Source organism: Rhodovulum sp. MB263, from assembly GCF_002073975.1.
Taxonomy (GTDB): Bacteria; Pseudomonadota; Alphaproteobacteria; order Rhodobacterales; family Rhodobacteraceae; genus Rhodovulum.
In genome coordinates, this window is record NZ_CP020384.1 from 827,578 (window position 1) to 852,082 (window position 24,505).

General features: G+C 64.1%; 21 protein-coding genes, 1 pseudogene and 1 riboswitch. Of the genes and pseudogenes, 17 read left to right on the forward strand and 5 right to left on the reverse strand.

Annotation, left to right across the window (positions count from 1 at the left end; genetic code table 11):
- Window positions 1-100 precede the first annotated feature (100 nt).
- A riboswitch (SAM riboswitch) is annotated at window positions 101-179 on the forward strand.
- 46 nt (window positions 180-225) lie between these two features.
- The 3 genes from metZ to B5V46_RS03995 all read left to right on the forward strand — a co-directional run bounded on the left by metZ (window position 226) and on the right by B5V46_RS03995 (window position 4,129).
- On the forward strand, window positions 226-1,395 hold the full coding sequence (metZ, locus tag B5V46_RS03985) for an O-succinylhomoserine sulfhydrylase (RefSeq protein WP_080615395.1): 1,170 nt from the start codon (window positions 226-228) through the stop codon (window positions 1,393-1,395).
- 138 nt (window positions 1,396-1,533) lie between these two features.
- Complete coding sequence (gene folE2, locus B5V46_RS03990; RefSeq protein WP_080615397.1) at window positions 1,534-2,637, forward strand: GTP cyclohydrolase FolE2; 1,104 nt, start codon at window positions 1,534-1,536, stop codon at window positions 2,635-2,637.
- Between the two features lie 43 nt (window positions 2,638-2,680).
- On the forward strand, window positions 2,681-4,129 hold the full coding sequence (locus B5V46_RS03995; protein ID WP_080615398.1) for a TrkH family potassium uptake protein: 1,449 nt from the start codon (window positions 2,681-2,683) through the stop codon (window positions 4,127-4,129).
- A 129-nt stretch (window positions 4,130-4,258) separates the two neighbouring features.
- Here B5V46_RS03995 and B5V46_RS04000 read toward each other — a convergent pair whose 3' ends face one another.
- The gene (locus tag B5V46_RS04000; protein WP_155773932.1) at window positions 4,259-6,004 is read right to left on the reverse strand and encodes a serine protease; all 1,746 of its coding nucleotides are present in this window, start codon (window positions 6,002-6,004) and stop codon (window positions 4,259-4,261) included.
- Window positions 6,005-6,185: 181 nt separating this feature from the next.
- Between B5V46_RS04000 and B5V46_RS04005 the strand changes: the two genes are divergently transcribed.
- The 10 genes and pseudogenes from B5V46_RS04005 (at window position 6,186) to B5V46_RS04050 (ending at window position 17,598) form a co-directional block, all read left to right on the forward strand.
- Window positions 6,186-7,130 (forward strand): glycine--tRNA ligase subunit alpha, encoded by a 945-nt coding sequence (locus B5V46_RS04005; RefSeq protein WP_080615401.1) that lies wholly within the window; start codon window positions 6,186-6,188, stop codon window positions 7,128-7,130.
- A gap of 9 nt (window positions 7,131-7,139) precedes the next feature.
- Window positions 7,140-9,377, forward strand: a complete 2,238-nt coding sequence (gene glyS / locus B5V46_RS04010) for a glycine--tRNA ligase subunit beta (protein WP_080615403.1) — start codon at window positions 7,140-7,142, stop codon at window positions 9,375-9,377.
- 74 nt (window positions 9,378-9,451) lie between these two features.
- Window positions 9,452-12,013 carry a putative PEP-binding protein gene (locus tag B5V46_RS04015; RefSeq protein WP_080615404.1) on the forward strand — a complete coding sequence of 854 codons (2,562 nt, stop codon included), beginning with the start codon at window positions 9,452-9,454 and terminating at the stop codon, window positions 12,011-12,013.
- Window positions 12,014-12,271: 258 nt separating this feature from the next.
- Window positions 12,272-12,871 carry a cell wall hydrolase gene (locus tag B5V46_RS04020; protein ID WP_231119219.1) on the forward strand — a complete coding sequence of 200 codons (600 nt, stop codon included), beginning with the start codon at window positions 12,272-12,274 and terminating at the stop codon, window positions 12,869-12,871.
- Window positions 12,872-12,967: 96 nt separating this feature from the next.
- Window positions 12,968-13,918, forward strand: coding sequence for a dihydroneopterin aldolase (locus B5V46_RS04025; RefSeq protein WP_080617940.1), 951 nt, complete (start codon window positions 12,968-12,970; stop codon window positions 13,916-13,918).
- A gap of 39 nt (window positions 13,919-13,957) precedes the next feature.
- On the forward strand, window positions 13,958-14,977 hold the full coding sequence (folP, locus tag B5V46_RS04030; protein WP_080615406.1) for a dihydropteroate synthase: 1,020 nt from the start codon (window positions 13,958-13,960) through the stop codon (window positions 14,975-14,977).
- Window positions 14,970-16,313, forward strand: a complete 1,344-nt coding sequence (gene glmM, locus B5V46_RS04035) for a phosphoglucosamine mutase (RefSeq protein ID WP_080615407.1) — start codon at window positions 14,970-14,972, stop codon at window positions 16,311-16,313. The genes folP and glmM overlap by 8 nt, the downstream gene beginning before the upstream one ends.
- A 54-nt stretch (window positions 16,314-16,367) precedes the next feature.
- Window positions 16,368-16,622 (forward strand): annotated as a pseudogene (locus B5V46_RS04040) (DDE-type integrase/transposase/recombinase); the annotation flags it as partial.
- A gap of 388 nt (window positions 16,623-17,010) precedes the next feature.
- On the forward strand, window positions 17,011-17,301 hold the full coding sequence (locus tag B5V46_RS04045) for a type II toxin-antitoxin system RelE/ParE family toxin (RefSeq protein WP_080615408.1): 291 nt from the start codon (window positions 17,011-17,013) through the stop codon (window positions 17,299-17,301).
- Window positions 17,302-17,310: 9 nt separating this feature from the next.
- Window positions 17,311-17,598, forward strand: a complete 288-nt coding sequence (locus B5V46_RS04050; RefSeq protein WP_080615410.1) for an addiction module antidote protein — start codon at window positions 17,311-17,313, stop codon at window positions 17,596-17,598.
- A 157-nt stretch (window positions 17,599-17,755) separates the two neighbouring features.
- Here B5V46_RS04050 and B5V46_RS04055 read toward each other — a convergent pair whose 3' ends face one another.
- The 3 genes from B5V46_RS04055 to B5V46_RS04065 all read right to left on the reverse strand — a co-directional run bounded on the left by B5V46_RS04055 (window position 17,756) and on the right by B5V46_RS04065 (window position 19,664).
- Window positions 17,756-18,904, reverse strand: a complete 1,149-nt coding sequence (locus B5V46_RS04055; protein ID WP_080615412.1) for a hypothetical protein — start codon at window positions 18,902-18,904, stop codon at window positions 17,756-17,758.
- 185 nt (window positions 18,905-19,089) lie between these two features.
- Window positions 19,090-19,341, reverse strand: a complete 252-nt coding sequence (locus B5V46_RS04060) for a hypothetical protein (protein ID WP_080615413.1) — start codon at window positions 19,339-19,341, stop codon at window positions 19,090-19,092.
- A 113-nt stretch (window positions 19,342-19,454) separates the two neighbouring features.
- A complete protein-coding gene (locus tag B5V46_RS04065) occupies window positions 19,455-19,664 on the reverse strand; it encodes a hypothetical protein (protein ID WP_196774329.1) in 210 nt (69 codons plus the stop codon).
- Between the two features lie 101 nt (window positions 19,665-19,765).
- Between B5V46_RS04065 and B5V46_RS04070 the strand changes: the two genes are divergently transcribed.
- From B5V46_RS04070 to B5V46_RS20155, 4 genes are all read left to right on the forward strand, one after another.
- On the forward strand, window positions 19,766-20,383 hold the full coding sequence (locus B5V46_RS04070; protein WP_369822829.1) for an XRE family transcriptional regulator: 618 nt from the start codon (window positions 19,766-19,768) through the stop codon (window positions 20,381-20,383).
- Between the two features lie 133 nt (window positions 20,384-20,516).
- Window positions 20,517-21,113 carry a hypothetical protein gene (locus B5V46_RS04075; protein ID WP_080615419.1) on the forward strand — a complete coding sequence of 199 codons (597 nt, stop codon included), beginning with the start codon at window positions 20,517-20,519 and terminating at the stop codon, window positions 21,111-21,113.
- On the forward strand, window positions 21,113-22,183 hold the full coding sequence (locus tag B5V46_RS04080) for an ImmA/IrrE family metallo-endopeptidase (protein ID WP_080615420.1): 1,071 nt from the start codon (window positions 21,113-21,115) through the stop codon (window positions 22,181-22,183). Before B5V46_RS04075 ends, B5V46_RS04080 begins: the two co-directional genes overlap by 1 nt.
- A gap of 52 nt (window positions 22,184-22,235) precedes the next feature.
- Window positions 22,236-22,679 (forward strand): hypothetical protein, encoded by a 444-nt coding sequence (locus B5V46_RS20155; RefSeq protein ID WP_196774330.1) that lies wholly within the window; start codon window positions 22,236-22,238, stop codon window positions 22,677-22,679.
- Window positions 22,680-22,774: 95 nt separating this feature from the next.
- Here the strand turns inward: B5V46_RS20155 and B5V46_RS04090 are convergent, their stop codons facing one another.
- Window positions 22,775-24,424 carry an anti-phage dCTP deaminase gene (locus B5V46_RS04090; protein ID WP_196774331.1) on the reverse strand — a complete coding sequence of 550 codons (1,650 nt, stop codon included), beginning with the start codon at window positions 24,422-24,424 and terminating at the stop codon, window positions 22,775-22,777.
- Between the last annotated feature and the right edge of the window lie 81 nt (window positions 24,425-24,505).

The following is a 24,505-nucleotide window of genomic DNA, read 5'->3' on the forward strand; positions in this document are numbered from 1 at the left end:
TTCCGTGCGGCCAACCGATACGAAAACTCTGAAACAGCCCCGTGAAGCCGCTGTTAAAGCTGCATGACGACGCTTGACGCCCTGCCGGAGAGGGCATACCCAATGCTCTCGTGGCGATTTGTTCACCGGATTGCGGGCCACGTTAAACAAACCGCTAAAGAGGTCGGAGCTTGCCCCCGGCGTCTGTGACGGTGGGGGTTTTTTGTTTTGCGCAGGAGGTGCGCCATGGAACGGGACTGGACGAAACGCACGCGGGCGGTTCATGAAGGGGCGCGCCGCAGCCAGTATGCAGAGCTGTCCGAGGCGCTCTTCCTGACCCAGGGTTTCGACTATCCCAGCGCCGAAGCCGCCGAGGCCCGGTTCGAGAAGGCCGGGCGCGACGAATTCATCTATGCCCGCTATGGCAATCCGACGGTCGCGATCTTCGAGGACCGGCTGGCGATGATCGAGGGCGCCGAGGATGCCTTTGCCTGTGCCTCGGGCATGGCGGCGGTCAATGGCGCATTGATGGCGCTTCTGAAGGCGGGCGACCGGGTGGTTGCGGCACGGGCGCTGTTCGGCTCCTGCCTCTACATCCTCGAGGAGGTTCTCGGCCGCTACGGCGTCGAGGTGGTGCTGGTCGACGGCACCGATCTGGAGGCCTGGCGCGCGGCGGTGACGCCCGGGACCGCCGCGGTCTTCTTCGAGATGATCTCGAACCCGGTGCTCGAGGTGGTCGACCTGCCCGCCGTGGCCGCGATTGCCCATGCCGCGGGTGCCAGGGTGATCGTGGACAACGTCTTCGCGACGCCGGTCTTCTCGCGGGCCTTCGAGCAGGGCGCCGACCTGGTGGTCTATTCCGCGACCAAGCATATCGACGGGCAGGGCCGCTGTCTGGGCGGCGCCATCCTCGGGCCGCGCGAGGTGATCCGCGGGCCGGTGCAGACCTACATGAAGCATTCCGGCGGGGCGATCAGCCCGTTCAATGCCTGGGTCATGCTCAAGGGGCTTGAAACGCTCGATCTGAGGGTGCGCGCCCAGGCCGCCGGGGCGCGGCTGATCGCCGAAGAACTCGAGAATGATCCGCGCTTTGCCCGGGTGATCTATCCGGGGCTTGCCAGCCATCCGGGGCATGCGCTTTTCCCCGAGGGCGGCACGCTTCTCGCGCTGGATCTCGCGGCCGGCAAGGAGGCCGCCTTCCGGTTTCTGAACGGGCTCGAGATCTGGCGCCTGTCGAACAATCTCGGCGATGCGAAAAGCATCATCACCCATCCGGCGACCACGACGCATCAAAGCCTGAGCGACGAGACCAAGGCCGCGCTGGGCATCGGGCCCGGTCTTCTGCGACTGAGTGTCGGGCTGGAAGACCCGGCCGATCTGCTGGCCGATCTGCGCGCGGCGCTGGACCGGATCTGAGCGCGACGCCCCCGGCCGGAGCTGTCTTCGGCGGGGCCGGTCCGGAGAATCGGTCGTAAAATCTGGGTCATCGTCATGGACTTTCCGCGCTTTGCGCCCATTTTGGAGGCATGGCGAGGTCGAGAAGGGAACACCCCGATGAATGTTTTCAGCCGCGACATCGACCGCGAACCGACGCGCGCAGAGGCGGAGCGTGCCCTGGCGCTGTTGCGCGACTGGGCCGGAGCGGCTTCCGAGAGCGAGATCGAGACCCTCGATCCGGCCCTGTCGGCGCTTTGCCCGGGGCGGCCGGTGCCCGAGTATCCGTCCCTGAGCCGGACCTATCCGGACCGGTTCGAGGCCGACGCGGCCTATAAGGCAAGCCTGCCCGATCTGCAGAACGGTCCGGCCAGCCTGATCCGCGGCGCGCGCCGTCAGATCCAGCATGTCGGGATTTCCAACTTCCGCCTGCCGATCCGGTTCCATACCCGCGACAATGGCGATCTGACGCTGGAAACCTCGGTCACCGGCACCGTCAGTCTGGAGGCCGAGAAGAAGGGCATCAACATGTCCCGGATCATGCGCAGCTTCTATGCCCATGCCGAGCGGACCTTCAGCTTTCAGGTGATCGAAGCCGCGCTGGCCAGCTACAAGGCCGATCTCGACAGCTTCGACGCGCGGATCATGATGCGTTTCTCGTTCCCGGTGAAGGTGCGGTCGCTGCGCTCCGGACTTGACGGATTCCAATATTACGACTTCGCGCTGGAATTGGTGGAATCCGCCGGTGTGACCAGACAGATCATGCATCTCGACTATGTCTACAGCTCGACCTGCCCCTGCTCGCTTGAACTTTCCGAACATGCGCGGCGCGAGCGCGGTCAGCTGGCCACGCCGCATTCGCAGCGCTCGGTGGCACGGATCTCGGTCGCGCTCGAACCCGGCGGCGACTGTCTCTGGTTCGAGGACCTGATCGATCTTTGCCGCCAGGCGGTGCCGACCGAGACCCAGGTGATGGTCAAGCGCGAGGACGAACAGGCCTTCGCCGAGCTCAATGCGGCCAATCCGATCTTCGTCGAGGATGCCGCCCGGCTGTTTGCCGAGGCGCTGCTGACCGAGCCGCGGATCGGCGATTTTCGCGTGATCGCCAGCCATCAGGAGAGCCTGCACAGCCATGATGCCGTCAGCGTCCTGACCGAAGGCGAGACCTTCGCGGCCGATAGTCTCGACCCCAAGCTGTTCTCGACGCTGGTCCACGGCCGCTGAGGCTGCTTGACAGGTCGAGGTCCTGCGGCCAAGCCTGCGCCCCATGCTCGACCTGCGTCCCGTTGGATATGTGATCGGCCTCCTGGTGGCTGTACTCGGCGCCACCATGCTGTTTCCGATGGCGCTCGACCTCTGGGACGGCAACCCGAACTGGAGCGCGTTTCTGGAATCGGCGCTCCTGACCGGTCTGACCGGCGGGCTGGTGGCGCTGTCCTGTGCCAGCGGGTCGGATGGCGGGCTGTCGATCCGCCAGACCTTCCTGCTGACCTCGGCGGTCTGGCTCGCGCTGCCGCTTTTCGCGGGCATCCCCTTCGTGCTGGGCCTGCCCGAGGCGCGTCCGGTCGATGCCTTCTTCGAAGCGATGTCGGGGCTGACCACGACCGGGGCCACCGTCTTTACCGGGCTTGATGCGCTGCCCCGCGGCACGCTGCTATGGCGCTCGATGCTGCAATGGTTCGGCGGCATCGGCATCATCGTCGTCGCGATGGTGTTCCTGCCGGAACTCAAGGTCGGCGGCATGCAGATCTTCCGCTCGGAGGCATTCGAGACCGGTGGCAAGGTCTTGCCCCGCGCGGTCGAGATCGCGGCGCAGATCTCCGGGATCTACCTGTTCCTGACGGTGGCCTGCATGCTGTGCTTCGTCGTCGTCGGCATGCCTCTCTTCGATGCGCTCAACCACGCGCTGAGCACGGTGTCGACCGGCGGCTTCTCGACCCATGACGCGTCCTTCTCGCTTTATCAGGGCGTGCCGGAATATGTGGCCGCGGTCTTCATGGTGCTCGCGAGCCTGCCTTTCGTGCGCTATGTGCAGCTTCTGGCCGGTCAGGTGCGGCCGATCCTGCGCGACAGCCAGATCTGGACCTATCTCGGCGTGATTACCGCCTTCGTGCTGGTCATTGCGGCGTTCCGGGTGCTCGCCAACGGCGATCATTATGAGCATGCGTTCCGCGAGGGGGTGTTCAATGTCACCTCGATCATCTCGGGCACGGGCTTTTCCAGTACCGATTATCAGCTCTGGGGCGCGCTGCCGGTGATCCTGTTCTTTTTCATCGGGCTGATCGGAGGCTGTGCGGGATCGACCGCCTGTTCGATCAAGATCTTCCGCTATCAGCTTCTGTTCTCGGCGATCCGGGTCCAGATCAAGTCGATCCACGCGCCGCACGGGATGTTCCAGCCGCGCTATGACGGGCGGCGGGTCGAGGAGGACGTGCTGTCCTCGGTCATGTCCTTCTTCGTCTATTTCGTGGTGGCGCTCGGGGTGGTCTCGGTGCTGCTGGGGGCGACCGGGCTCGATGCGACGACGGCGCTGTCGGGCGCGGCCACGACGCTGGGCAATATCGGGCCGGGGCTCGGCGACAAGATCGGGCCTTCGGGCAATTTCGCGGGGCTGAACGATATCGCCAAATGGATCCTGTCGATGGCGATGTTTGTCGGCCGGCTCGAACTGATGGTGGTCTTCGCGATCTTCACCGTGCAGTTCTGGCGGGCCTGAAACTGCGGGGCTGAACCGGCGGGAATGAGCGGGCCCGAGTGAGCGCGTCTGGACTGTTCTGAAAGGGACTGGTCTGGAGGTGGCAGGTTTGAACGGGGGCGGACCGAAATCCGCCCCCGCCCTCAGGGGTCAGTTCCAGCAGGAGACCGGAACGGTCATGTCGGCCGCACGGCGCGACAGTTCGGCAGGCGGCAGGGCGCCTGTTGCCGAAGAGCTGCGGGGGTCGATCCCGTTGGCCGTGAGGAAGGCCCCGACCGCCGAGGCGTCGGCCGCATAGCGCACCTGCTCGGGCAGTTGCCGGGCGCCGTCGGGAGTGGCCAGCAGCATGCCGATGACTGCACCCGAGGCGTCGAGCACCGGGCCTCCGGTATCGCCGGGCAGCGCGTCGAGTTCGAGGCGGTCGACATTCTCTTCGCCCGAAAGCCCCTTGAGATCGGCCAGCACGCCATAGGTCAGCACCGGAAGATCCAGCACCTCGCCATAGGAAAAGCCCGCGACCGCGATATCGCTTCGAAGCCGCGGCACGCCCGGTGCGAATTCGGCGAAGCCGATCGGCGCCAGCGTCCGGCCGGGCCGGAGCAGTGCCAGCCCCTGAGCGGCATCGGTCGCGGCCAGCGTCATCTCGAGCTCGGGGCCGATGGTGATGCGGCGGCAGGCCTCAAGGCCGTTGGTCGTGGTCAGGACCGCGCCCCTGGCATCGACGAAGAAGCCCGAATGGGTCGCCTCGGGTTTGCGCAGCTCCAGTCCCGAGAGCATGTCGGCGCGTTGCTCTTCCGTGGCCTCGCCCAGCGTGTCGTCAAGCGCCACATTCGGCACCGAATCGAGGCTGTCCTTCATCATCGCCACCGCGCGCTGCATCAGCTTGGGGTCCGCAGACGGGGGCCAGATCAGCGAGAAGCCCTTGACCATGCCTCCGGTCAGCTCGGCATGGGTGTAGGATTGCAGCCGGTCGTTCTTTCCGGTCAGCGTGAAGCTTCGCGACGAGCGTTCGCGCGGGCCTTCCAGCGGCACGATTTCCAGCGTCTGCATGACGTCGTAAAGGCCGAACAGGGTCGACTGGTCGCCGCGCTCGCTGATCAGAAGCGCCGTGACCCCGCTGTCGCCGCGGCTGGCATAATGCACGAAGGGCGGTTCGTAGCGGTCGAACTTCACAAGGCCCATCGGCATCTCGATCCGGATCCCGGCCTCGGGCTCGTCGACAGGGGTCATGCCCAGGCGCGCGATCTGTGCCTTGTAATCGTCGACCAGTTCGGCCCGCTGTCGCGAGGTCAGGACGCCGGTCGGCTCGTAGCCCTGCGCCGATTGCCAGTCGGCCATGGCGCGGCGGGTGCCCGGGCCGAAGGCCGCGTCGATGGTCGAGCTGTAGACCCCTTCCCATTTCAGCGCGGTCTGGATCTCCAGCCGGGCCGTCCTGTCAAGCCGGGCCTCGGACTGGCGGGCCTCGAACGGGGTCTCGTCGGGCAGCGCGGCGGGCGCGGCGGCGGCCGGAGCCGCCGTTGCCGGGGCTGCCACGGTCGCGGACGGGGCCGCGCTGTCGGAGGCCGGGTCCTGCATCCGGGCGCCGGCCGGCCAGACCCGCCGTTCATAACTCGCGCCATCGGCGATGAAGGTGTCCGCGGGAACAAGGCCTGCGGCCTTGTAGCGGGCAAGCTCGGCTTCGGCCTCGGTGGTGGAATAGGGGCCGACGGCAATCGAATACCAGCCGGAACTCAGTCGGTAGGCGCCCACGTCCTTGAGGGTGGCCGCATAGGCGCGGGCACGCTCTTCGGTCTCGCGCAGCGTCGGATGGGCCTCGACCTGCACCCAGGCGCGGTCCTGCGCGGCGGCAGGTATCGCCGCCAAGAGCACGAAGGCGATCGTTGCTAGAAATCTCATCAGTCTTGTAAACCTTGTCGTCCAGTCCGTTTTCGCCGGTGCGGCGAATCTGTCGCGACCCTAGCAGGAACGTCGTTTAATGCACGTCAACAAGACCCTTTCGTGTCGGGTTGATTGACCCTGTTGCATCGCTTGCCTATTGAGGCCCGGTCATCCACCGGGACAGGGGATTCAAGGCGCCATGAGCGACGGCAAACCGCGCAGTTTCCAAGAGATCATCCTCAGGCTCCAGACCTACTGGGCGTCGAAGGGCTGTGCGATCCTGCAGCCTTACGACATGGAAGTGGGCGCGGGCACCTTCCATCCGGCGACCACGCTGCGCTCGCTGGGCTCCCGGCCCTGGGCTGCGGCCTATGTCCAGCCCTCGCGACGGCCGACCGACGGGCGCTACGGCGAGAACCCCAACCGGATGCAGCATTACTACCAGTATCAGGTTCTGATCAAACCCAGCCCGCCCGACCTGCAGGAGCTGTATCTGGGCTCGCTGGCCGCCATCGGCATCGACTTCGACTATCACGACATCCGCTTTGTCGAGGATGACTGGGAAAGCCCGACGCTGGGCGCCTGGGGGCTGGGCTGGGAGGTCTGGTGCGACGGCATGGAAGTCAGCCAGTTCACCTATTTCCAGCAGGTTGGCGGCCATGACTGCCATCCGGTCTCGGGCGAGCTGACCTACGGGCTGGAGCGGCTGGCGATGTATGTGCTGGGCATCGATCATGTGATGGACATGCCCTTCAACGATCCCGATGCGCCGATCGCACTGAAATACGGCGATGTGTTCCGCCAGACCGAGGAGGAATACAGCCGCTGGAACTTCGACGTGGCCGACACCGACAAGCTTCTGCAGTTCTTCGAGGCGGCCGAGGCCGAATGCGCCCGCATCCTCGATCAGCCGGCCGACGACCCGCGCAGCGGCAAGCGCATCGTCATGGTCCATCCGGCCTATGACCAGTGCATAAAGGCCAGCCATTTCTTCAACCTTCTGGACGCGCGCGGCGTGATCTCGGTCACCGAGCGCCAGGCCTATATCGGGCGGGTGCGGGCGCTGGCCAAGCGCTGTGCCGATGCCTTCGTCGAAACGAAAGCCGGCGGCTGGACGGGCGATGCGCCCGAGGCCGCGAATTAGGGACGTCCCATGCCCGACCTTCTGATCGAACTCTTCTCCGAGGAAATTCCGGCCCGCATGCAGGCCGGGGCGCGCGAGGCGCTGCGCCAGCGGGTGACCGACGGGCTGGTCGAGGCCGGTCTGAGCTATGCCCATGCCCGCGTCTGGTCGACGCCGCGCCGTCTGGTTCTGGCCATCGAGGGGCTTTCGGCCCGCAGTCCCGACCTGAAGGAAGAGCGCAAGGGCCCCCGTGTCGATGCGCCGGAAAAGGCGCTCGCAGGTTTCCTGCGCGCGACCGGGCTGACGCAGGACCAGCTTCAGGCCCGCGACGACAAGAAGGGCCGGGTCTGGGTCGCGCTGATCGAGAAGCCCGGCCGCGACGCGTCCGAGATCGTGGCCGAGGTGCTGGAAGGCGTGATCCGTAATTTCCCTTGGCCCAAGTCGATGCGCTGGGGCGCGGGCAACCTGCGCTGGGTGCGCCCGCTGCACTCGATCCTGTGCCTCTTGACCACCGAGGCCGGGGCCGAGATCGTGCCGCTCGAGATCGACGGCATCCGCGCGGGGGACACCACCCGCGGCCATCGCTTCATGGCGCCCGAGCCATTCCGGGTGACGGGCTTCGAGGATTACGCGGTCAGGCTCAAGCGCGCGAAGGTCATGCTCGATCAGGATGAACGCGCCGAGCAGATCTGGCATGACGCCACCAACGCGGCCTTCGCCCAGGGTCTTGAGGTGGTCGAGGATAGGGGCCTTCTGACCGAGGTCGCGGGGCTCGTGGAATGGCCCGTGGTGCTGATGGGCACCATCGGCGAGGCCTTCCTGGACCTGCCGCCCGAGGTGCTTCAGACCTCGATGAAGGAGCATCAGAAGTTCTTCTCGGTCAGGGACCCGAAAACGGGGCAGATTGTTCGATTTGTGACAGTCGCGAACCGGGAAGCCGCCGATAACGGCGAGACCATCCTCAAGGGCAACGGAAAAGTGCTATCCGCGCGCCTGTCGGATGCGGCCTTCTTCTGGGGCAACGACCTTGCCGTTGCGAAGGCCGGCATGGAGAAGTGGCGCGAGGCGCTGACCCATGTGACCTTCCAGAGCGCGCTTGGGTCCCAGGCGGACCGGATCGGCCGCATCGCCGCGCTGGCCCGTGAGATCGCGCCGAAGGTCGGCGCCGATCCCGATCTGGCGGAACAGGCGGCAAAGGTCGCCAAGCTCGATCTGGCCTCGCAGATGGTCTATGAATTCCCCGAGCTTCAGGGCCTGATGGGCCGCTATTACGCCGAGGCCGCGGGCCTGCCCGCCGAGGTCGCCGAGGCTAGCGAGATGCATTACAAGCCCCTCGGCCCTTCCGACGCGGTCCCGACCGCGCCGGTTTCGGTCGCCGTGGCGCTGGCCGACAAGATCGACACGCTGACGGGCTTCTGGGCCATCGACGAGAAACCCACCGGGTCCAAAGACCCCTTCGCGCTGCGTCGCGCCGCGCTGGGGGTGATCCGGCTGATTGTATCGAACGGCGTGCGCCTCCAGCTTGAGGGCTTTCTGGATTGGCGTCTAAGTCATTTCATGGACGTGACTAAAGTGTTTCCATCCTACGGGGCGGAAGAAGCCGCAGCGGCTCTCAGGAAATTCCAAACTGATAAGCCCTGGGTGAGCCGGCATTTGTCAGAGCTGGCAGATGAAATCGAAGGCCAGAATAAGGAACATGATAGGCTTCGAGCCGATTACCTGCGTGATTTCAGCGGCAAATCTTCCGACCTCCTCTCCTTCTTCCATGACCGGCTCAAGGTCCACCTGCGTGCCGAGGGCATCCGGCATGACGTGATCGACGCCTGTCTGGCCATGCCCGGCAATGACGACCTGACGCTGCTGGTCCGGCGGGCCGGGGCGCTGCAGGCGGTGCTGGGCACCGAGGATGGCGAAAACCTGGTGCAGGGCTTCAAGCGGGCTAACAACATCCTGACCCAGGCCGAGGAAAAGGACGGGGTCGAATACTCGTTCGGGGCCGACCGGAAATTCGCCGAGGACCCGGCCGAGGGGGCGCTTTTCGATGCGCTCGACATGGCCGAGGCGGTCATCGGTCCGGCGATGGAGGCCGAGGACTTCGCGAAGGCCATGGCCGCCATGGCCGCGCTTCGGGGGCCGGTCGATGCCTTCTTCGAGGCGGTGCAGGTCAATTCCGACAACGAGATCATCCGCCGCAATCGGCTGAACCTTCTGCACCGCATCCGGACGACCTGTGGGCGCGTGGCCGATCTGACCCGGATCGAGGGCTGAGTGCCGCGTCGTGACGCTTTGCTTGTCAGACGCCGTCATCGGCGTATGCTGCAGCAGGGGGGAAGGATGCTGCGGTGCGGAAACTCACGGATATCGTTGACTTTACCGAGATAACGCCGGAGGCGGCCATTGCCGCCGACCGCCATGGCGGGCGGGCCAAGTGCCTGCAGCGGCTGGTGCGTATCGACCTGCCGGTGCCGCGTACCGTCGCGCTGTCCTTCGAGGCCGTACACCGGATCGCGCTGGGCCAGATGCCCGATGCTGAGGCGCTGCTGGCGGTCTTCGGGGCGGCGCCTCTGGTTTCCGTGCGGCCCAGCTCGCAGGACCCCGACTGGGGCGGGCCGGCTTCGATCCTGAATATCGGCATGAACGACGCCCGCCATGCCGCGCTGTGCGCAAGCCATGGCGAGACCCCGGCCAATGCGCTCTATCTGCGGTTCATCCAGGCCTATGCGGTCCATGTCGCGCGGCTCGATCCCGATCTGTTCGAGGCCGAGGAATGCTCGTCCGAGGCGGTGAGGGCGGCCCTTGCAGCCTATGCCGAGGAAACCGAAGAGCGGTTTCCGCAAGACCCGGCGCGGCAGTTGCTGGAGGTTCTGCGCTCGATGGCGCGGGCTTGGGAGGGCACGACGGCGCGGCTTCTGCGCCAGGCCAAGGGCGCGCCGGCCGAGGCGGGGCTGGGGCTTGTGGTGCAGCAGATGGCGCTGGGACTGGGGCCCGGGGAAAGCGGCTCGGGGGTGATCCAGTTCGTCGACAGCACCACCGGACAGCGGCGCATCACCGGGCGCTATCTGGCGCAAAGTCAGGGGCGCGATGCGGTCAGCCGCCAGAAACAAGCGCTGTTCCTGACCCGCGATCCGCGCGGCCCGGCGCTCGAGGATCGCTGCCCCGAGCTTTTCACCCGGCTCAAGCGGTACGGCGAGACCTGCCGGATCAATCTGTGCGAAGAGATGCAGATCGAGTTCACCATCGAGGCCGGGCGGCTTTGGGTGCTGGACGCGGTACGGGTGCAGCGCAGCGCGCGCAGCGCGGTGCGGATCGCGGTGATGCTGGCCGATGAGGGGATCATCGCCCGCGAGGAGGCGCTGGCCCGGATCGAGCCCCGCGCGGTCAGCGAGCTTCTGCACAGCCAGGTCGATCCGGGCGGGCGGCGGCAGGTGATCGCGCAGGGCATTGCCGCGAGCCCCGGCGCGGCGGTGGGGCGGCTTGTCTTCGGCTCGGCCGCGGCGCAGGCCAGTGCCGCGCGCGGAGAGCCCTGCATCCTGGTGCGGCGCGAGACCACGCCCGAGGATATTCGCGGCATGCATGTGGCGGCGGGGGTGATGACCGAGCGTGGCGGCATGACCAGCCATGCCGCCGTGATCGCGCGCGGGCTGGGGGTTCCCTGCGTCGTCGGCGTCTCGGACATGCGTCTGAACCGTCGCGACGGCGTGTTGATCACATCGGACGGGCGCAAGCTGCATGAGGGCGATATCGTCACGCTTGACGGCACCAACGGGCAGGCGCTGCTGGGCGAGGCCAAGATGCTGCCGCCCGCGCTCGACGATGCGTTCCATGCGCTGATGGGCTGGGCCGAGGCGGCCTGCGATATCGGCATCCGCGCCAATGCCGACACCCCCGCCGATGCCGAGACCGCGCGCCGGTTCGGTGCTGACGGGATCGGGCTCTGCCGCACCGAACATATGTTTTTCGAACATGACCGGCTGACGGTCATGCATGAGATGATCTTTGCTGCCGGCCCCGAGGACCGCAGCACGGTGCTGGAGCGGCTGCTGCCGATGCAGCGCAGCGATTTCATCCGGCTTTTCGAGATCATGCAGGGGCTTCCGGTCTGCATCCGGCTGTTCGACCCGCCGCTGCACGAGTTTCTGCCGCAGTCGCGCGAGGGGATCCACGGGCTGGCCGAAGCGCTTGGCCTGCCGGTGTCCGACGTGACCCGACGGGTCAAGGCCTTGTCCGAATTCAACCCGATGCTGGGCATGCGCGGGGTGCGGCTCGGGATCGCCGTGCCCGAGATCTACGACATGCAGGCCCGGGCCATCTTCGAGGCCACGATCGAGGTCAGCCGCAAGGGGCAGCCGGTGGTGCCCGAGATCATGATCCCGCTGGTCTCGGCGATGCGCGAGGTCGAACTGGTCAAGACCCGGATCGACTCGCTCGCTGCCGCGGTGCGGACCGAGCGCGGCGCCGATTTCGCCTACCGGCTTGGGGTGATGGTCGAGACGCCAAGGGCCGCGCTTCGGGCTGGCGATATCGCGCAGCATGCCGCCTTCCTCAGCTTCGGGACCAACGATCTGACCCAGATGACCTATGGGCTGTCGCGCGACGATGCCGGGCGTTTCATGGGGTCCTATGTCAAGCAGGGGGTCTTTGCCGAAGACCCGTTCCATGTGCTCGATACCGAGGGCGTGGGCGAGCTTCTGAGCATCGGCGCCGAACGCGGACGGCAGGCCCGGCCCGAGGTCGTGCTGTCGATCTGCGGCGAACATGGCGGCAATGCAGATTCGATTGCCTTCTGTCGCCAGGCCGGATTCGACTATGTTTCCTGCTCGCCGTTCCGGGTGCCCGTTGCGCGACTTGCCGCCGCACAGCTGGCGCTGGGCACAGCGCGACGCCCAAAACATGGGCGCTATTGAATCAACGGCTTGGTTGCCAGTTTTCGCGTCAGAAGCGAATTTTTCCGCAGGACGGCAATCATCAAATTAATCGCCTAATGATTGCAAAATGGGCCCTCGGATGGACATTTAGGCCCTTTGAGGGTAGAGGCCCGCCCCAGGGTCATGTGAGGGCCCTGGCCAGCGATGAGGGGCAGAATGGGTCGGGTAAATGTTCGGGTCGCAGGTATTGCGGCAGCTACAGCCCTGCTTTTGGTCGCTCCGGCGGGCCAGTCGGAGATGACGGGATCGCAGTCGAACGATCCGACAGCGGTTCTGGGCGACAATCTCGCCCGGCTTCTCGGCGCCGAGCGTGCGGGGCTTCAGAGGCTCGGTTCGCGCCGGATCAACCGCCTCGCCACCTCCCCGACAGTCCGCGATGCCCGGCGCTATGACCCGAAATGGCTCGATGCCCAACCCGCTGCCAAGGGCGGCGACTCCTGGACCTGCCTGAGCGAGGCGCTTTATTTCGAGGCCCGCGGCGAGACGGTGAAGGGTCAGTTTGCCGTGGCCGAGGTGATCCTGAACCGCGTCGCCTCGCCGCTTTACCCCGACAGCGTCTGCGGCGTGGTGCATCAGGGCAGCGGCAAGCTGCATGGCTGCCAGTTTTCCTATACCTGCGATGGCCGCGCCGAGCGTATCTCGGATCAGCGGGCCTATCGGCGGCTGGGCAAGATCGCGCGCCTGATGCTTGATGGCGCTCCGCGGGCGCTGACCGGCGGCGCCACACATTACCACAATCGCAGCGTCGATCCGGGCTGGGCGCGACGCCTGCCGCGGACGGCCTCGATCGGCCAGCATCTGTTCTACCGTCAGCCTGCTGCCGTCGCGGCCAACTGAAGCGCCCGCCCCGTTGCATCCCGTATCATCCGGCCGCCGGGCTGTTCGTCGCGCCCGTTTCCGCCTATGAGGAAAGCCAGCATGCCGGAGACCCAGATGACAGACGACATCCGCCTTGCCTTTGCCCATCCTTCTGAACGGGCCGAGGCCATGGATCCGGCCCGGCCGCTGCGCGACCGGATCTCGCTGCGCGACCATGTCGCCGAGGTCGAGATCGGGGCCTTTCAGGCCGAGCGCGGCTCGACCCAGCGGGTGCGGTTCAATGTCGTGGTCGAGGTCCGGCCGCATCCGGCGCCGCTGGACGACGATGTCGACCGGGTGCTGTCCTATGACATGATTGCCGAGGCGATCGCGGCCGAACTCTCCTCGGAGCGGCTGAACCTGCTCGAGACCCTGGCCGAGCGGGTCGCCGAGCGCATCCTGGCCGCGCCGCAGGCGATGCGGGCCTATATCCGGATCGAGAAGCTCGACCGCGGGCCCGGCGCGCTCGGGGTCGAGATCGTGCGCGACCGTGCACCCGATCTGCCGCGCCCGGTGCCGGTGGCGGCCGAGCCCGAGCCCTCGGTCGCGCCGCTTGTCGTGTTCCTGACCAATGCCGCACTGGCCGCGCCCGAGCTGCCCGCCTGGCTCGACCGCTGGCAGGCCGGGGGGCGGCCGCTGGTGCTGTGTGTCGGGGCGGCCGAGACGCCCGCGCCGCAGGCGACGGCGCCGCTGGTCCAGCGCCGGATCGATCTGCTGGCCATCGAGCAGAATGCCTGGGTGCTGGCCGGGCGCGATCCGCGTTGCGTGGTGCGGGGCAGCCGGACCGAGATCGACTGGGCGATGAAGCATGGCCAGATCAGCGTCTGGGCGCCCTCGAAGATCGTGCTCGACGCGGTCGAAAGCCCCTCTGCCGAGCCGCATGACGCGCTGGCCCTTGCGCTCTGGTTCGCAGCAGGGCTGCACGCCGAGACGGTACTGGTCATTGGCGAGGATGTCCCCGAGCATCCCGCGCCCGGGCTCGATGTGCGCTATGTTTCGCCCGGCGCCGCGGGAGGCGCGATCTGACGGGTTGCCAAGCGCCCCGGCTTGGCAGATCAACGCTCCATGAGCAGCTATTTCCGTCCCATCGTACAGACCGATCCCGCCCGCCCCTCCGAGGCTCTGACACTGGCCGGAGGTTGGGGCTGGTTCGCAATGGCCGAGATGCTGGAGCGGGGCGAGCCGCCGCGGCTGGTCCCGGCGCGCGCGATCCCCGAGGACTGGCGCCTCGCGCTGACCGCGCCGCGTCCGGCTGTCGCCGGGCTGACCATGGACCGCCCGCGGCTGATGGGCATTCTCAACGTCACGCCCGACAGCTTTTCCGATGGCGGGCAGCATGACCGGCCAGAGGCGGCGCTGGCCCATGCCCGGGCGCTGGCCGAGCATGCGGACATTCTTGATATCGGCGGCGAATCGACCCGGCCCGGCGCGGCCGATGTCTCGGTCGCCGAGGAAATCGAGCGCACCGCCCCCGTCATCGCGGCGCTGCGTGCCGCCGGGGTCAAACGGCCGGTCTCGATCGACACCCGCAAGGCGGCGGTGGCCGAGGCCGCGCTCGCGGCCGGCGCCAATATGGTCAATGATGTCGCGGCGCTGGGCTTCGACCCGGATCTGGCGGGGGTGACAGCGCGGGCGGGCGCGGCGGTCTGCCTGATGCATGCCCAGGGCGACCCGGCCACGATGCAGGACGACCCGCATTACGATCACGTGTTGCTGGACGTCTATGATTTCCTCGTCGAGCGGGTGCGGGCGGCGCTGGCGGCCGGTATTCCGGCCTCGCGCATCGTCGTCGATCCGGGCATCGGCTTCGGCAAGAGCCTGGCGCATAACCTGGCGCTTCTGCGCGGGATCGCCCTGTTTCACGGGCTGGGCTGTCCGGTGCTGCTGGGCGCGTCGCGCAAGCGCTTCATCGGCACCGTCGGCGGTGCCGAGCTGGCGGCGGCGCGGGGGCCGGGCTCGGTCGCGGTGGCGCTGGCCGCCATCGCGCAGGGCATTCAGATCGTGCGGGTGCATGACGCGGCCGAGACCCGACAGGCGATGCGGCTCGACGCGGCAGTCAAGGGGCTTGAGGTGGGCCATGACTAGACAGATCTTCGGCACCGACGGCGTGCGCGGTCGCGCCAACAGCCATCCGATGACGCCGGACATGGCGTTGCGCCTGGGGCAGGCGGCGGGGCGCTATTTCCGCACCGACGGGCTGAACCGGCACCGGGTGGTGATCGGCAAGGACACGCGCCGGTCGGGCTACATGCTGGAAAACGCGCTGACCGCGGGGCTGACCTCGACCGGCATGAACGTCTTGCTGCTGGGACCGGTGCCGACGCCTGCGGTGGGCTTTCTGACCCAGTCGATGCGCGCCGATCTCGGCATCATGATCTCGGCCAGCCATAATCCCCATGAGGACAATGGCATCAAGTTCTTCGGCCCCTCGGGCTTCAAGTTGTCGGACGAGGCCGAGGCCGAGATCGAGGCGATTCTTGCCGGCGAGATCGCGCTGAGCCAGCCGGCCAATATCGGCAGCGCCAAGCGGATCGATGACGGGCTCTGGCGCTATGGCGAATTTCTCAAGACCACCTTCCCGCACGGGCTGCGGCTTGATGGGCTGAAGGTGGTGGTCGACTGTGCCAATGGCGCGGCCTATCGGGTGGCGCCGACCGTGCTGTGGGAACTCGGTGCCGAGGTCGTGCCCGTGGGCACCGATCCGAACGGCTTCAACATCAACCAGAACTGCGGCTCGACCCATACCGATACCGCGGCTGCGGCGGTGGTGGCCCATGGCGCCGATCTGGGGATCTGTCTGGACGGCGATGCCGACCGGGTGATGATCATCGACGAGACCGGGGCGGTGGCCGATGGCGACCAGATCATGGCGCTGTTTGCCGAACGCTGGGCCGTCCAGGGGCGGTTGCGCAATGGCACGCTGGTCGCGACGGTGATGTCCAATCTCGGGCTCGAGCGGCACCTGGCGGCGCAGGGGCTGCGGCTGGAGCGCACGGCGGTCGGCGACCGTTACGTGGTCGAGGCGATGCGCAAGGGCGGATGGAACCTCGGCGGCGAACAGTCCGGCCATATCGTGATGACCGATTATTGCACCACCGGCGACGGGCTTCTGGCCGGGCTTCAGTTCCTGGCGGCGATGGTCGAGACCGGGCGTCCTGCCTCGGAGCTTGCGCGCCGGTTCGACCGGGTGCCGCAATTGCTGAGGAATGTCCGCTATGCCGCCGGGGCCGACCCGCTGGCCACTGCGCCGGTGCAGGCGGCGATTGCCGCGGCCGAAAAGCGCCTGAACGGGCATGGGCGGCTTCTGATCCGCAAATCCGGGACCGAACCGCTGATCCGGGTCATGGCCGAATGCGAGGATGACGCACAGCTGATCGAGGTCGTGGGCAAGGTGGTCGCGGCTGTCGAACAGGTGGCCTGAGCCGCCTCGGTGGCCTCCCTTCCGCAGCCGGGGCCTGTCTCGGTCGCGCGCCCCGGATGGGGTTGGTACTATCTGAGCACCATCCTAGACGACTTCAGCCGATATGTGATCGCCTGGAAGCTCTGCAAGACCATGCGGGTCGAAGATGTCACTGACACGCTCCAACTCGCGCTGGAGGCGTCCGGTTGCGACCAGCCGACCGTGCTACACCGGCCACGACTTCTCAGCGACAACGGCTCGTCCTACATCGCAGGCGATCTCGCAACCTGGCTGGAAGACAAGCAGATGGAGCATGTGCGCGGAGCCCCCATGCGCCACTGGCCTGCCATGGCTCAGCCCTTGTCGCCGGTGACGCGCCTGGCGGGCTGTCTTCTACCGCCCGGGATGACCATCGGCTCTCGGAACCGCCAAGGCCCGCAGCGACCGCAGGTGCACTCCTCCCGCCATATGCTGCTGAACGGATGACGTCTCACCAGGACCATCAGCCCGCCGCATTCGCACTTGCTTCCGGTCATTTCGGTCTCCCGGTCTGATCGGGGTGCATGGTTGGCGGCCAGACTCTGGCATTGCCGCATGTCGGGCCTGCTCGCCCTTCGGAATGAGGGGGACGAAACGGGCGAGCTATGGGCGAGCGCGCATGTGACCTTTAGATCACTTTATACTTGCATGATCCGAGCGCGTGATCTATATTTCACTCATGGGTTACGAAATTCACCAGTCCGCCGAGTTCTCGAAATGGCTTCGCAAGCTGAAAGACCGCACGGCGCAAGCCCGCATCGCGATCAGGATCGCCCGGCTTGAAGCTGGCCTCATGGGCGACGCCAAGTTCTTCGACGGCATTGGTGAACTTCGGATCACCTACGGCCCGGGATACCGCGTCTACTTCGTCCAGCAGGGCGAGACGATCATCATCCTGCTCTGCGGAGGCGACAAAGGCTCCCAGCGCCGGGACATCGAAAAGGCCAAGACCATGGCCAAGGAAATTTAGGAAGCAACCATGCCTATCGAAACTACCCGCTTCGACGCAGCCGAATATCTCGACACGCCGGAAGCGCAAGCGATGCTGCTCTCCGACGCCTTCGAGACGGGTGACGCCGCCTACATCAAGCACGCCATCGGGATCGTCGCCAGGGCGCGCGGGATCAAGGACACGGCCGAGGCCGCCGGGATCACCCGGGAGGCGCTGCACCGCGCCTTGGGTGAGAAGGGAAACCCGAGGCTGTCTACTATCCTCGGCGTGACGAAGGCGCTCGGGCTGACGTTGCGGGTTGAAGCCGCTTCCTAAAACGAAAACAGGGTCTCGCGTTTCCGCAAACCCCTGACGATGATGCCAATCTGGCACGCGGCGGATTCGCCGTCAAGTGGATAGGCATCGCCGTGAAATCCGATTGGACCCTGCCGATCTGCGAAGGCTCATTCCAACATGTTTGGCGAACACGTCCTCACCGGACCATCTGTCTTGCGCGCAGCTTTACGGCTCTCTCGAGGCAGTTGATCTCCATGCCGGTGATTTCCAGGGGATATTCGTCTCCCCGGATCTCCCCGCCATCAGGGCTCGCCGCGACAGCCGTCAATCGAACAAGATCCTGTGGCGCAATGTACCCCGCCCGCAAGAAAGGAGCACCCCCCGGAAATTCTATACTCAGCTTGAACGCTCCCTCCGATTTTTCGAGCTTGCAGATCTCGAGATACTCGAGTTCCGCACCGCGTTCCCAGCTATCTCCCGGAAGTTCTGGCTGTGCAGGGATGGCAGGCTTCCACCCCTCTCGTCCGTCAGAACCGGCCGTGTGACGGCTCCGGAGGGGCGCATCTTTTCCTTCCTGCGTGTCCAGTAGACCGGAGCGCGAGATCTCCATGAAGAGCTTGTCGATATAGCGCAGCTGCCAAGCGTTGGCACTTCCGTACTTCGCAATGCAGAGCGCCGAGATCCTCTGATTGATCTCAAGGCATTGCTTGGGACTTGGAATGTCTGAGACGTGGAGTTCATCCAGCAATTCGACCGCTTCGCATGTCCTGACAAGGTGCAGATCCGGCTTCGCGGCCAATCCGACATCGGTCAGCGCATGCAGGATGCTGATCGTGCCCCACCCTTCGCCGAAGGCTTTACGCAGTGTACTGACGACATCGTCAAGCGGCTGCCCGAGAAACGCCTTGAAGGGGGACTTCTCTGGCATGGACCGGAGGCCGATGGCGGCGCCCTGAATGCGATACAACCGGTACCGGGCCGTGCGTACCTCTTTCCCGATCCGGCCGGCCAGGCTGCCCTCCAGGCCATAGCTGTCATTCGACATGCCCTTGCCAAGCTTCGTCACACGGAATGTGGCGTCTTCTCCGCCCCATTCAGCCAGGGCGCTGGAGACAAAGGGCCTGAGCTGTTCGGCCCAACGGTCAGCAACTGCGACTTTTGCATTGGCGTATAGAGGCTTGTCCCAGATCCGGGACCAGATATCGGAGCGGCTCGCGGTCTTCGGGTCAAGCACGGTGTCCGCGAGACCTTTTGCCTCCTCGATGGCATCCGGAGCAAATGAGCCAAGCCGCGTCTCAAGAACGTTCACACGCTCGACGATCCTTTGAAGCTTTTCCTGGTCCATTTCGCCATTTCCTACACTCGTTCCGGTACCGTCCTACCCTTGCGTCTACCCGTCAGTCCTTTCAAGGGCGGCCAGGGAGAAATTCCTGAAACCACGGCAAGTTGGGCCGTACTGCGGAAGCTTTCTGGCGCGCCGGATCGGGCTGCAGGGTGAATATCGACCCAGTCCGCGATCCGGGGGCAAACTCAATCCACCACATCCGCCAGCTTCCGCAACGCCGCCACATAGACCCACCCCTCGTCCGTACCCGCACCGTCCCGGATCAGCACCGTCTGCCCCCACAGCGCGCCCCAGATCGCCGCCTGCTGCCAGCGGTCGAGGTGGCCGAGGTCGCCTTGCCAGCGCATCCAGTTGGTGACCGCGGCGCGGGCCTTCTCCTCCTCGCTCCGCAGGTCCAGGTCATCGTCGCCGCTTATCTCGAACCGCTCGATCAGCATCTCGATCTTGGCTGTCTTCGCGTGAGGGGGGCTCGCGCTGCGCGCACCTTGGGCGCATGGAGCAAAGCCGTTTTCATTGTTCATTTGAGGAATGGGGGGCCAGGGGCGCGGCATCATGCGGCGTCCCCGGTGAGCGTGGCTCTCCGAAGATCCTCGATCTCACGCCGAACCTTGTCGATGGTGCTTGGACGACATTCTCCACCCTTGCGGATACGAGCGACGAAACCGGGGTCATTCAGAACTTCACGCCCCAGCGTGGAAGGCTTCATCCCGCTTTCCGCGAGGAACGCCTCAATCTCATTACGAAAGGCAGACATCATCATGCCGCCCAGGATGTATGATATATCACACATTGTAAAGAGGATATATCACATTTGCGGCCGTTCCCCCCGTGTAGGATAGTACCTACATGGATAGCGGACAGATGATCGCAGAGCGCCTGAAGGCCCTTATTGAGGATAGGGGCACGAATAACCGCGCCGTAGCGTTGGCGGCCGGTATGGGGCCGACTGGCGTCCGAGACATTATAAGCCGGAAGACTAGGAGCCCAACTTATGCAAACCTGCTGAAGATCGCAGATGTCCTAGGGGTGGACGTCCAGGAGATCACTGGCGGGCATCGAGAACAACCCTCCATTGCCATCGCTGGCAAGGTCGGTGCCAGCGCACGCGTACCGGTTTTCGATACCTATGAAAAAGGCGACGGCCCACAGGTCGAGTGTCCTCCTGGACTCTCCCCTCATAACATCGTGGCAGTCGAGATCGAGGGCGACAGTATGGAGCCGGTCTATTCGGCGGGCGATCTGCTGTTCTACACGCGTTGGTCGGACGGAAGCGTGCCCAGCGAGGCCGTTGGCAAGCGGTGTGTTTGCGAGTGCGAAGAGGGGCTAGGCTGGGTGAAGCTGGTCCGCCAGGGGCGAGACCACGGCACTTTCGACCTTCATAGCTTCAACGACCAGACGCCCACGATGTACGGGGTTCGGCTCAAGTGGGCGGCACCGATTAAGCTGCATTGGCCGGCCGAGCTAGCGCGCAAGGTATAGGTGTTGGCCCACATCGGCGGGAGCCGACGTTCGAGGCATGGCGTTGGAATGTCCGCCGTGAATGCTATCGTGAATAATTTGGAGTTGATTTTGCAAAAAGGCACAGCTATCGTCCTGCACAACAATGCGAGGCATGAGCATGTCAATTCCTGTTGAAGTCACCGTACGCCCCATTCTGGACGAAATCCGCGACCAGGTCGTCTCCGCGGTCCGAGAGGCGTGGGAGGACTGGCTGGCCAGCGATTTCAACGGCGTCTGGCGTTGCAAACGCAGCCGCGCGAATTTTGTCTGGGAGCAGATAATCGAACGCGCGAACAGTGCCCTGCTGGACCACGATGCCGTCCATGTGATCGCAGGCCACGAAACGATGAAGTTCCTCGTTCGGGACACGGTGCTGTTTCGGTTCAAGAAAGCAGATGAGAAGGGCCGTTCATCGAATGTCGCTACTCAACTGGCGCTCGCTTTTCACGACCATGACCAGGACTTGTTCGGCTTGCCGGAGGTTCAGCGCGTCGAGGTAGTCTACAAACTGAATCGCCTGGAAACACGGATCGAGGACATTTGTGTGGTCGCCCGCAATAACGATCAGATTGCTTGGGAGTACAGCCTTCTGGATGCGGGCGAGGCCGCAGTTCCATTGCCGATGCCCGAGCCGAAACCCGGGCGTCCTGCTACGGCCATCGTCAAGCTCAAGAGTGCCGCGGACGACCGCAAGAAGCGTCAAGACTGATGCCCGCCGGTTTCAATCAAGACCTGCTGCGGATAGCGCGGCAGGCGCGGGGGTGGAGTCAGACAGAGCTTTCCGCGCGCTCAGGGGTGTCACAGGCCAATTTGTCGAAACTCGAAAACGGGCTGATCGGCCCCACCGAAGACGTGTTGAAAAGCGTCAGTGAAGCCCTGAACTTTCCTGCCGATTTCTTCTTCCAGAACGACCGGGTCATTGGCCTCCCGATGAGCGTGCAATACCGGAAGCGGGCGAGCGTTGGGCAGAAGGCGATCGAGCGTCTGGAAGCCGAACTCAACATCAGGATCTTACACATCCGAAGGCTGCTCGATGCCGCCGAGCTGGAGCCGGAGTTGTCCCTTCCGCGTCTGGATGTAGACGAGTACGGCGGCGACCCCGAACGCATCGCCGATCTCATCAGGCGAACCTGGCTCGTACCTACGGGACCGATCCGGGAGTTGGTTGAATGGGTGGAACGAGCGGGGTGTATAGTCGTCCATTGCGATTTCGCCGCGCTCAAGGTCGATGGGTTCACGGTCCAGATATCGGACATGCCTCCATGTATCTTTCTGAATCGCAACATGCCTGCTGATCGGCAGCGGTTCAGTCTCGCGCATGAACTCGGGCATGTCGTAATGCATCAGGTGCCATCACCCCAAATGGAAGATGAGGCGAACAAGTTCGCATCGGCGCTACTCATGCCGTCGCGCGATATTCGCCCTCACCTATCCGGGCGGCGTCTTACGATCCAGAGGCTTGCCGCATTGAAGCCTGTCTGGCGGGTATCGATGGCGGCGATTCTCTACCGGGCAAAAGAGATCGGCGCGATCACTGCCAGCCAGAGCCAGTATCTATGGAGGCAGATGAGCTCGATGGGCTACCGCAGAACGGAGCCGACCGAACTTGATCTCAAGGTCGAAATGCCCACCGTCCTTCCTGAGATTGTTAGGCTTCATCTCGAGGAACTCGGCTACGGCTTGTCTGATCTCGCCCGAGCACTCCGCTCAACTAAAGACGACCTGCGTGCTCTTCATCCGCTTCCGGGTCCCAAAGCCCGTTTGCGAGTGGTAAAGTAGGTTTTATTGGATGCGAATGAAACAGTAGCTGAAACTCGAGATCAAAGCCTCAATGGATGGCCGTGATTTCCCAACGGCCATCTCCACGGCTTGTAAAAACCCGATTCAGATATGCGGAAATAAACCCTACATGTTCTTCTTTTGGAACGAACAACATTACCGGGGACTGCTTTCTTTCAACAGTCTCGTGCTCGAGCCTTTGAGATATGACCTTGTCACCAGCAATGAAATCTCTTCGTTGCAAAGCGTGCCAAGGAAGAGGGTCGCGCACAACGAGCGTGTTTGCCGCGCGAAAATAGCTCAAGACTTGCTCGCGACTGGTTCCAGGCAAATCGAAACGTATGACGTGACGCAAGTCAAATACGACCTTGGGCTTCTTCGACATGATAAGCTCACACAGTCGTCTGCCGTGCAAGCCGTCCATGGCAACGATTTCGACGCGATGACCGTCGCGGGAGTCTACATCGTCGAACGAAAAGGAGAGCTGCTCCCCTGATCGCACACGTGAGGGATGCGCCTCAGATACCACCTTTGGAGCGGGGAGGCTGTGGATCTCCTTGGTTATGAGACGCAGGTTCGGATGTGTCATTGCTACTTTGTTAGAGCTGCTTCGAGTTCAGGGTATCCCACGGTGAACGGGGACCACTCGTCCCCCCACTCTGGCGCTTCCATCTCGAAATCTCCAGTGACTTTATCCTTCAAGCGCCAGGTTTTCTCGAATGCTCTCGTGTACATGCGCGGGGAAACGCCGACGAAAGGCCTGAAGAGCACCTTCCCTGGTTCGCGTGGCGTTGGTGCGGTCTCGGGTCGTGGCTGCTGCTCAGCACCTTTCTTCTGTACTGCCATAGACTTGCGCTCAGGAGGCTGCCACTTGAAGGGATTTGTTTCGATAGCGTCGCTATGCAATTCCAGGGCGAGGCTCTTTGGGTAGGGTTCGATGTACTGAACCTCGTACACTCCTGCGCCGACGATGTGCCGAGCGCAATAGTGACATGGGAAGGTAGTAACGAAAAGTCTTGTCCCTACCGTCGACACGCCCTCGCGCCCCGCCGACAGCAACGCATCCATTTCCGCATGTACCGCGCGGCTGAACTCGATCAGCCCACCTAAGCGAGTCTTTCTAATCCGCGCAGCAAGCCCCAGCTTGTCACCGACGGCATCGAGCTCCGGCAGCGCAGCGATCAGCTCATCCATGATTTTGTTTTGCTGCTGGTTGCTGCTGCAGAACCTCGTTTCACGAAAGGCACACCGATGATCCTCATGCTCATGCGGCTTTCCAAACCCCTCGCCATATACCCCACCGCCCGCGGCAGGCACCTCGTTGACGCCTGTCGCAACAACCGTGCCATCGCTGTCGACGAGCGCTGCCCCCACCTGGCGCGACAGACAAGCGCTCCTCACTCGCGCAGAGTGCGCATGATGCATCGCCGTTTCTTCCATAGTCGGCCGAACGATCTGATCATGAGCGACAATATTCACCAACCGGCCAAGGGGCTCATCGAGCGCAAACTTTGTGCCTGAAGGATCATCTTCAGAGTTGTCGACAAAGTAATCCGCCTCGAAAAACGCCTCCGCGACATGTTGCCCCCGTTTATTCCCTGCATCATCAGAATCGCGCTGCATAAAGCGCTTCACTTGGTCCTTTACAGCCTGCTCACCATGACGCGGTCTGCGAAAATACTTCTCAAGTATCCGTTGCTCACGCCTGCTTTCTTCACAAACAACCCCAACAAGAGCAAACGCATTCCCATATGTACGCCGTAGCAAGTTGACCTCTGCAGGATGCCTAATGGAATCAATTAGATAGGCGCGCCGCTCATTGTTTGGCCTTACTGGCTCACCTCGCACGTAGTTAACTTCGTTCGCCTTAGCCCGGAGTCGGGCAATTTCACGCATCACTGCCCTCGCCACCTCTGCCGCATCCCGCTCGCGCATCTTGTCCCCCGCATCTTGATACGCCTCGACAAGCTCCAGTGTTTTTTCCGTCACTTCCGGAAGAGGTGTGCCAATTTCCTCGTGCCATTTCTTGATTAGAGTGCTGGCTTTTATCCACTCAGTTTTGTAATCAGACGCCGCGCAGGCTCGCAATAGAGAATCTATTACACGAGACCCACCCGCGCCAACCGGTCCAACAACTGCGAAAAACATTTCGCCAGACCTGTTTTGTGAAATCACTTCTTTGGAATCTTTGGCGCCCGGTATTTCACCCTTGCTAGACGTCCTTTCTGTGACCTTACGCAATCTTTTTCTCCGAGCGATTGGTTTCGACGTTTGCTTTGGCCTTCCAAAGATCACACCGATAGCCCTGGCGGTCAATCAGAC

What these genes read in the sequence shown, in the direction of transcription:
- metZ (WP_080615395.1), top strand. Translation starts at nt 226, where the DNA reads ATGGAACGGGACTGGACGAAACGCACGCGGGCGGTTCATGAAGGGGCG.
- B5V46_RS04000 (WP_155773932.1), bottom strand. Translation starts at nt 6,004, where the DNA reads ATGAGATTTCTAGCAACGATCGCCTTCGTGCTCTTGGCGGCGATACCT.
- B5V46_RS04025 (WP_080617940.1), top strand. Translation starts at nt 12,968, where the DNA reads ATGACAGACGACATCCGCCTTGCCTTTGCCCATCCTTCTGAACGGGCC.
- B5V46_RS04005 (WP_080615401.1), top strand. Translation starts at nt 6,186, where the DNA reads ATGAGCGACGGCAAACCGCGCAGTTTCCAAGAGATCATCCTCAGGCTC.
- B5V46_RS04060 (WP_080615413.1), bottom strand. Translation starts at nt 19,341, where the DNA reads ATGCTGATCGAGCGGTTCGAGATAAGCGGCGACGATGACCTGGACCTG.
- B5V46_RS04080 (WP_080615420.1), top strand. Translation starts at nt 21,113, where the DNA reads ATGCCCGCCGGTTTCAATCAAGACCTGCTGCGGATAGCGCGGCAGGCG.
- glmM (WP_080615407.1), top strand. Translation starts at nt 14,970, where the DNA reads ATGACTAGACAGATCTTCGGCACCGACGGCGTGCGCGGTCGCGCCAAC.
- B5V46_RS04070 (WP_369822829.1), top strand. Translation starts at nt 19,766, where the DNA reads ATGATCGCAGAGCGCCTGAAGGCCCTTATTGAGGATAGGGGCACGAAT.
- B5V46_RS04075 (WP_080615419.1), top strand. Translation starts at nt 20,517, where the DNA reads ATGAGCATGTCAATTCCTGTTGAAGTCACCGTACGCCCCATTCTGGAC.
- B5V46_RS20155 (WP_196774330.1), top strand. Translation starts at nt 22,236, where the DNA reads ATGGATGGCCGTGATTTCCCAACGGCCATCTCCACGGCTTGTAAAAAC.
- B5V46_RS04055 (WP_080615412.1), bottom strand. Translation starts at nt 18,904, where the DNA reads ATGGACCAGGAAAAGCTTCAAAGGATCGTCGAGCGTGTGAACGTTCTT.
- B5V46_RS04045 (WP_080615408.1), top strand. Translation starts at nt 17,011, where the DNA reads ATGGGTTACGAAATTCACCAGTCCGCCGAGTTCTCGAAATGGCTTCGC.
- glyS (WP_080615403.1), top strand. Translation starts at nt 7,140, where the DNA reads ATGCCCGACCTTCTGATCGAACTCTTCTCCGAGGAAATTCCGGCCCGC.
- B5V46_RS03995 (WP_080615398.1), top strand. Translation starts at nt 2,681, where the DNA reads ATGCTCGACCTGCGTCCCGTTGGATATGTGATCGGCCTCCTGGTGGCT.
- folP (WP_080615406.1), top strand. Translation starts at nt 13,958, where the DNA reads ATGAGCAGCTATTTCCGTCCCATCGTACAGACCGATCCCGCCCGCCCC.
- B5V46_RS04020 (WP_231119219.1), top strand. Translation starts at nt 12,272, where the DNA reads ATGACGGGATCGCAGTCGAACGATCCGACAGCGGTTCTGGGCGACAAT.
- B5V46_RS04065 (WP_196774329.1), bottom strand. Translation starts at nt 19,664, where the DNA reads ATGATGATGTCTGCCTTTCGTAATGAGATTGAGGCGTTCCTCGCGGAA.
- B5V46_RS04050 (WP_080615410.1), top strand. Translation starts at nt 17,311, where the DNA reads ATGCCTATCGAAACTACCCGCTTCGACGCAGCCGAATATCTCGACACG.
- folE2 (WP_080615397.1), top strand. Translation starts at nt 1,534, where the DNA reads ATGAATGTTTTCAGCCGCGACATCGACCGCGAACCGACGCGCGCAGAG.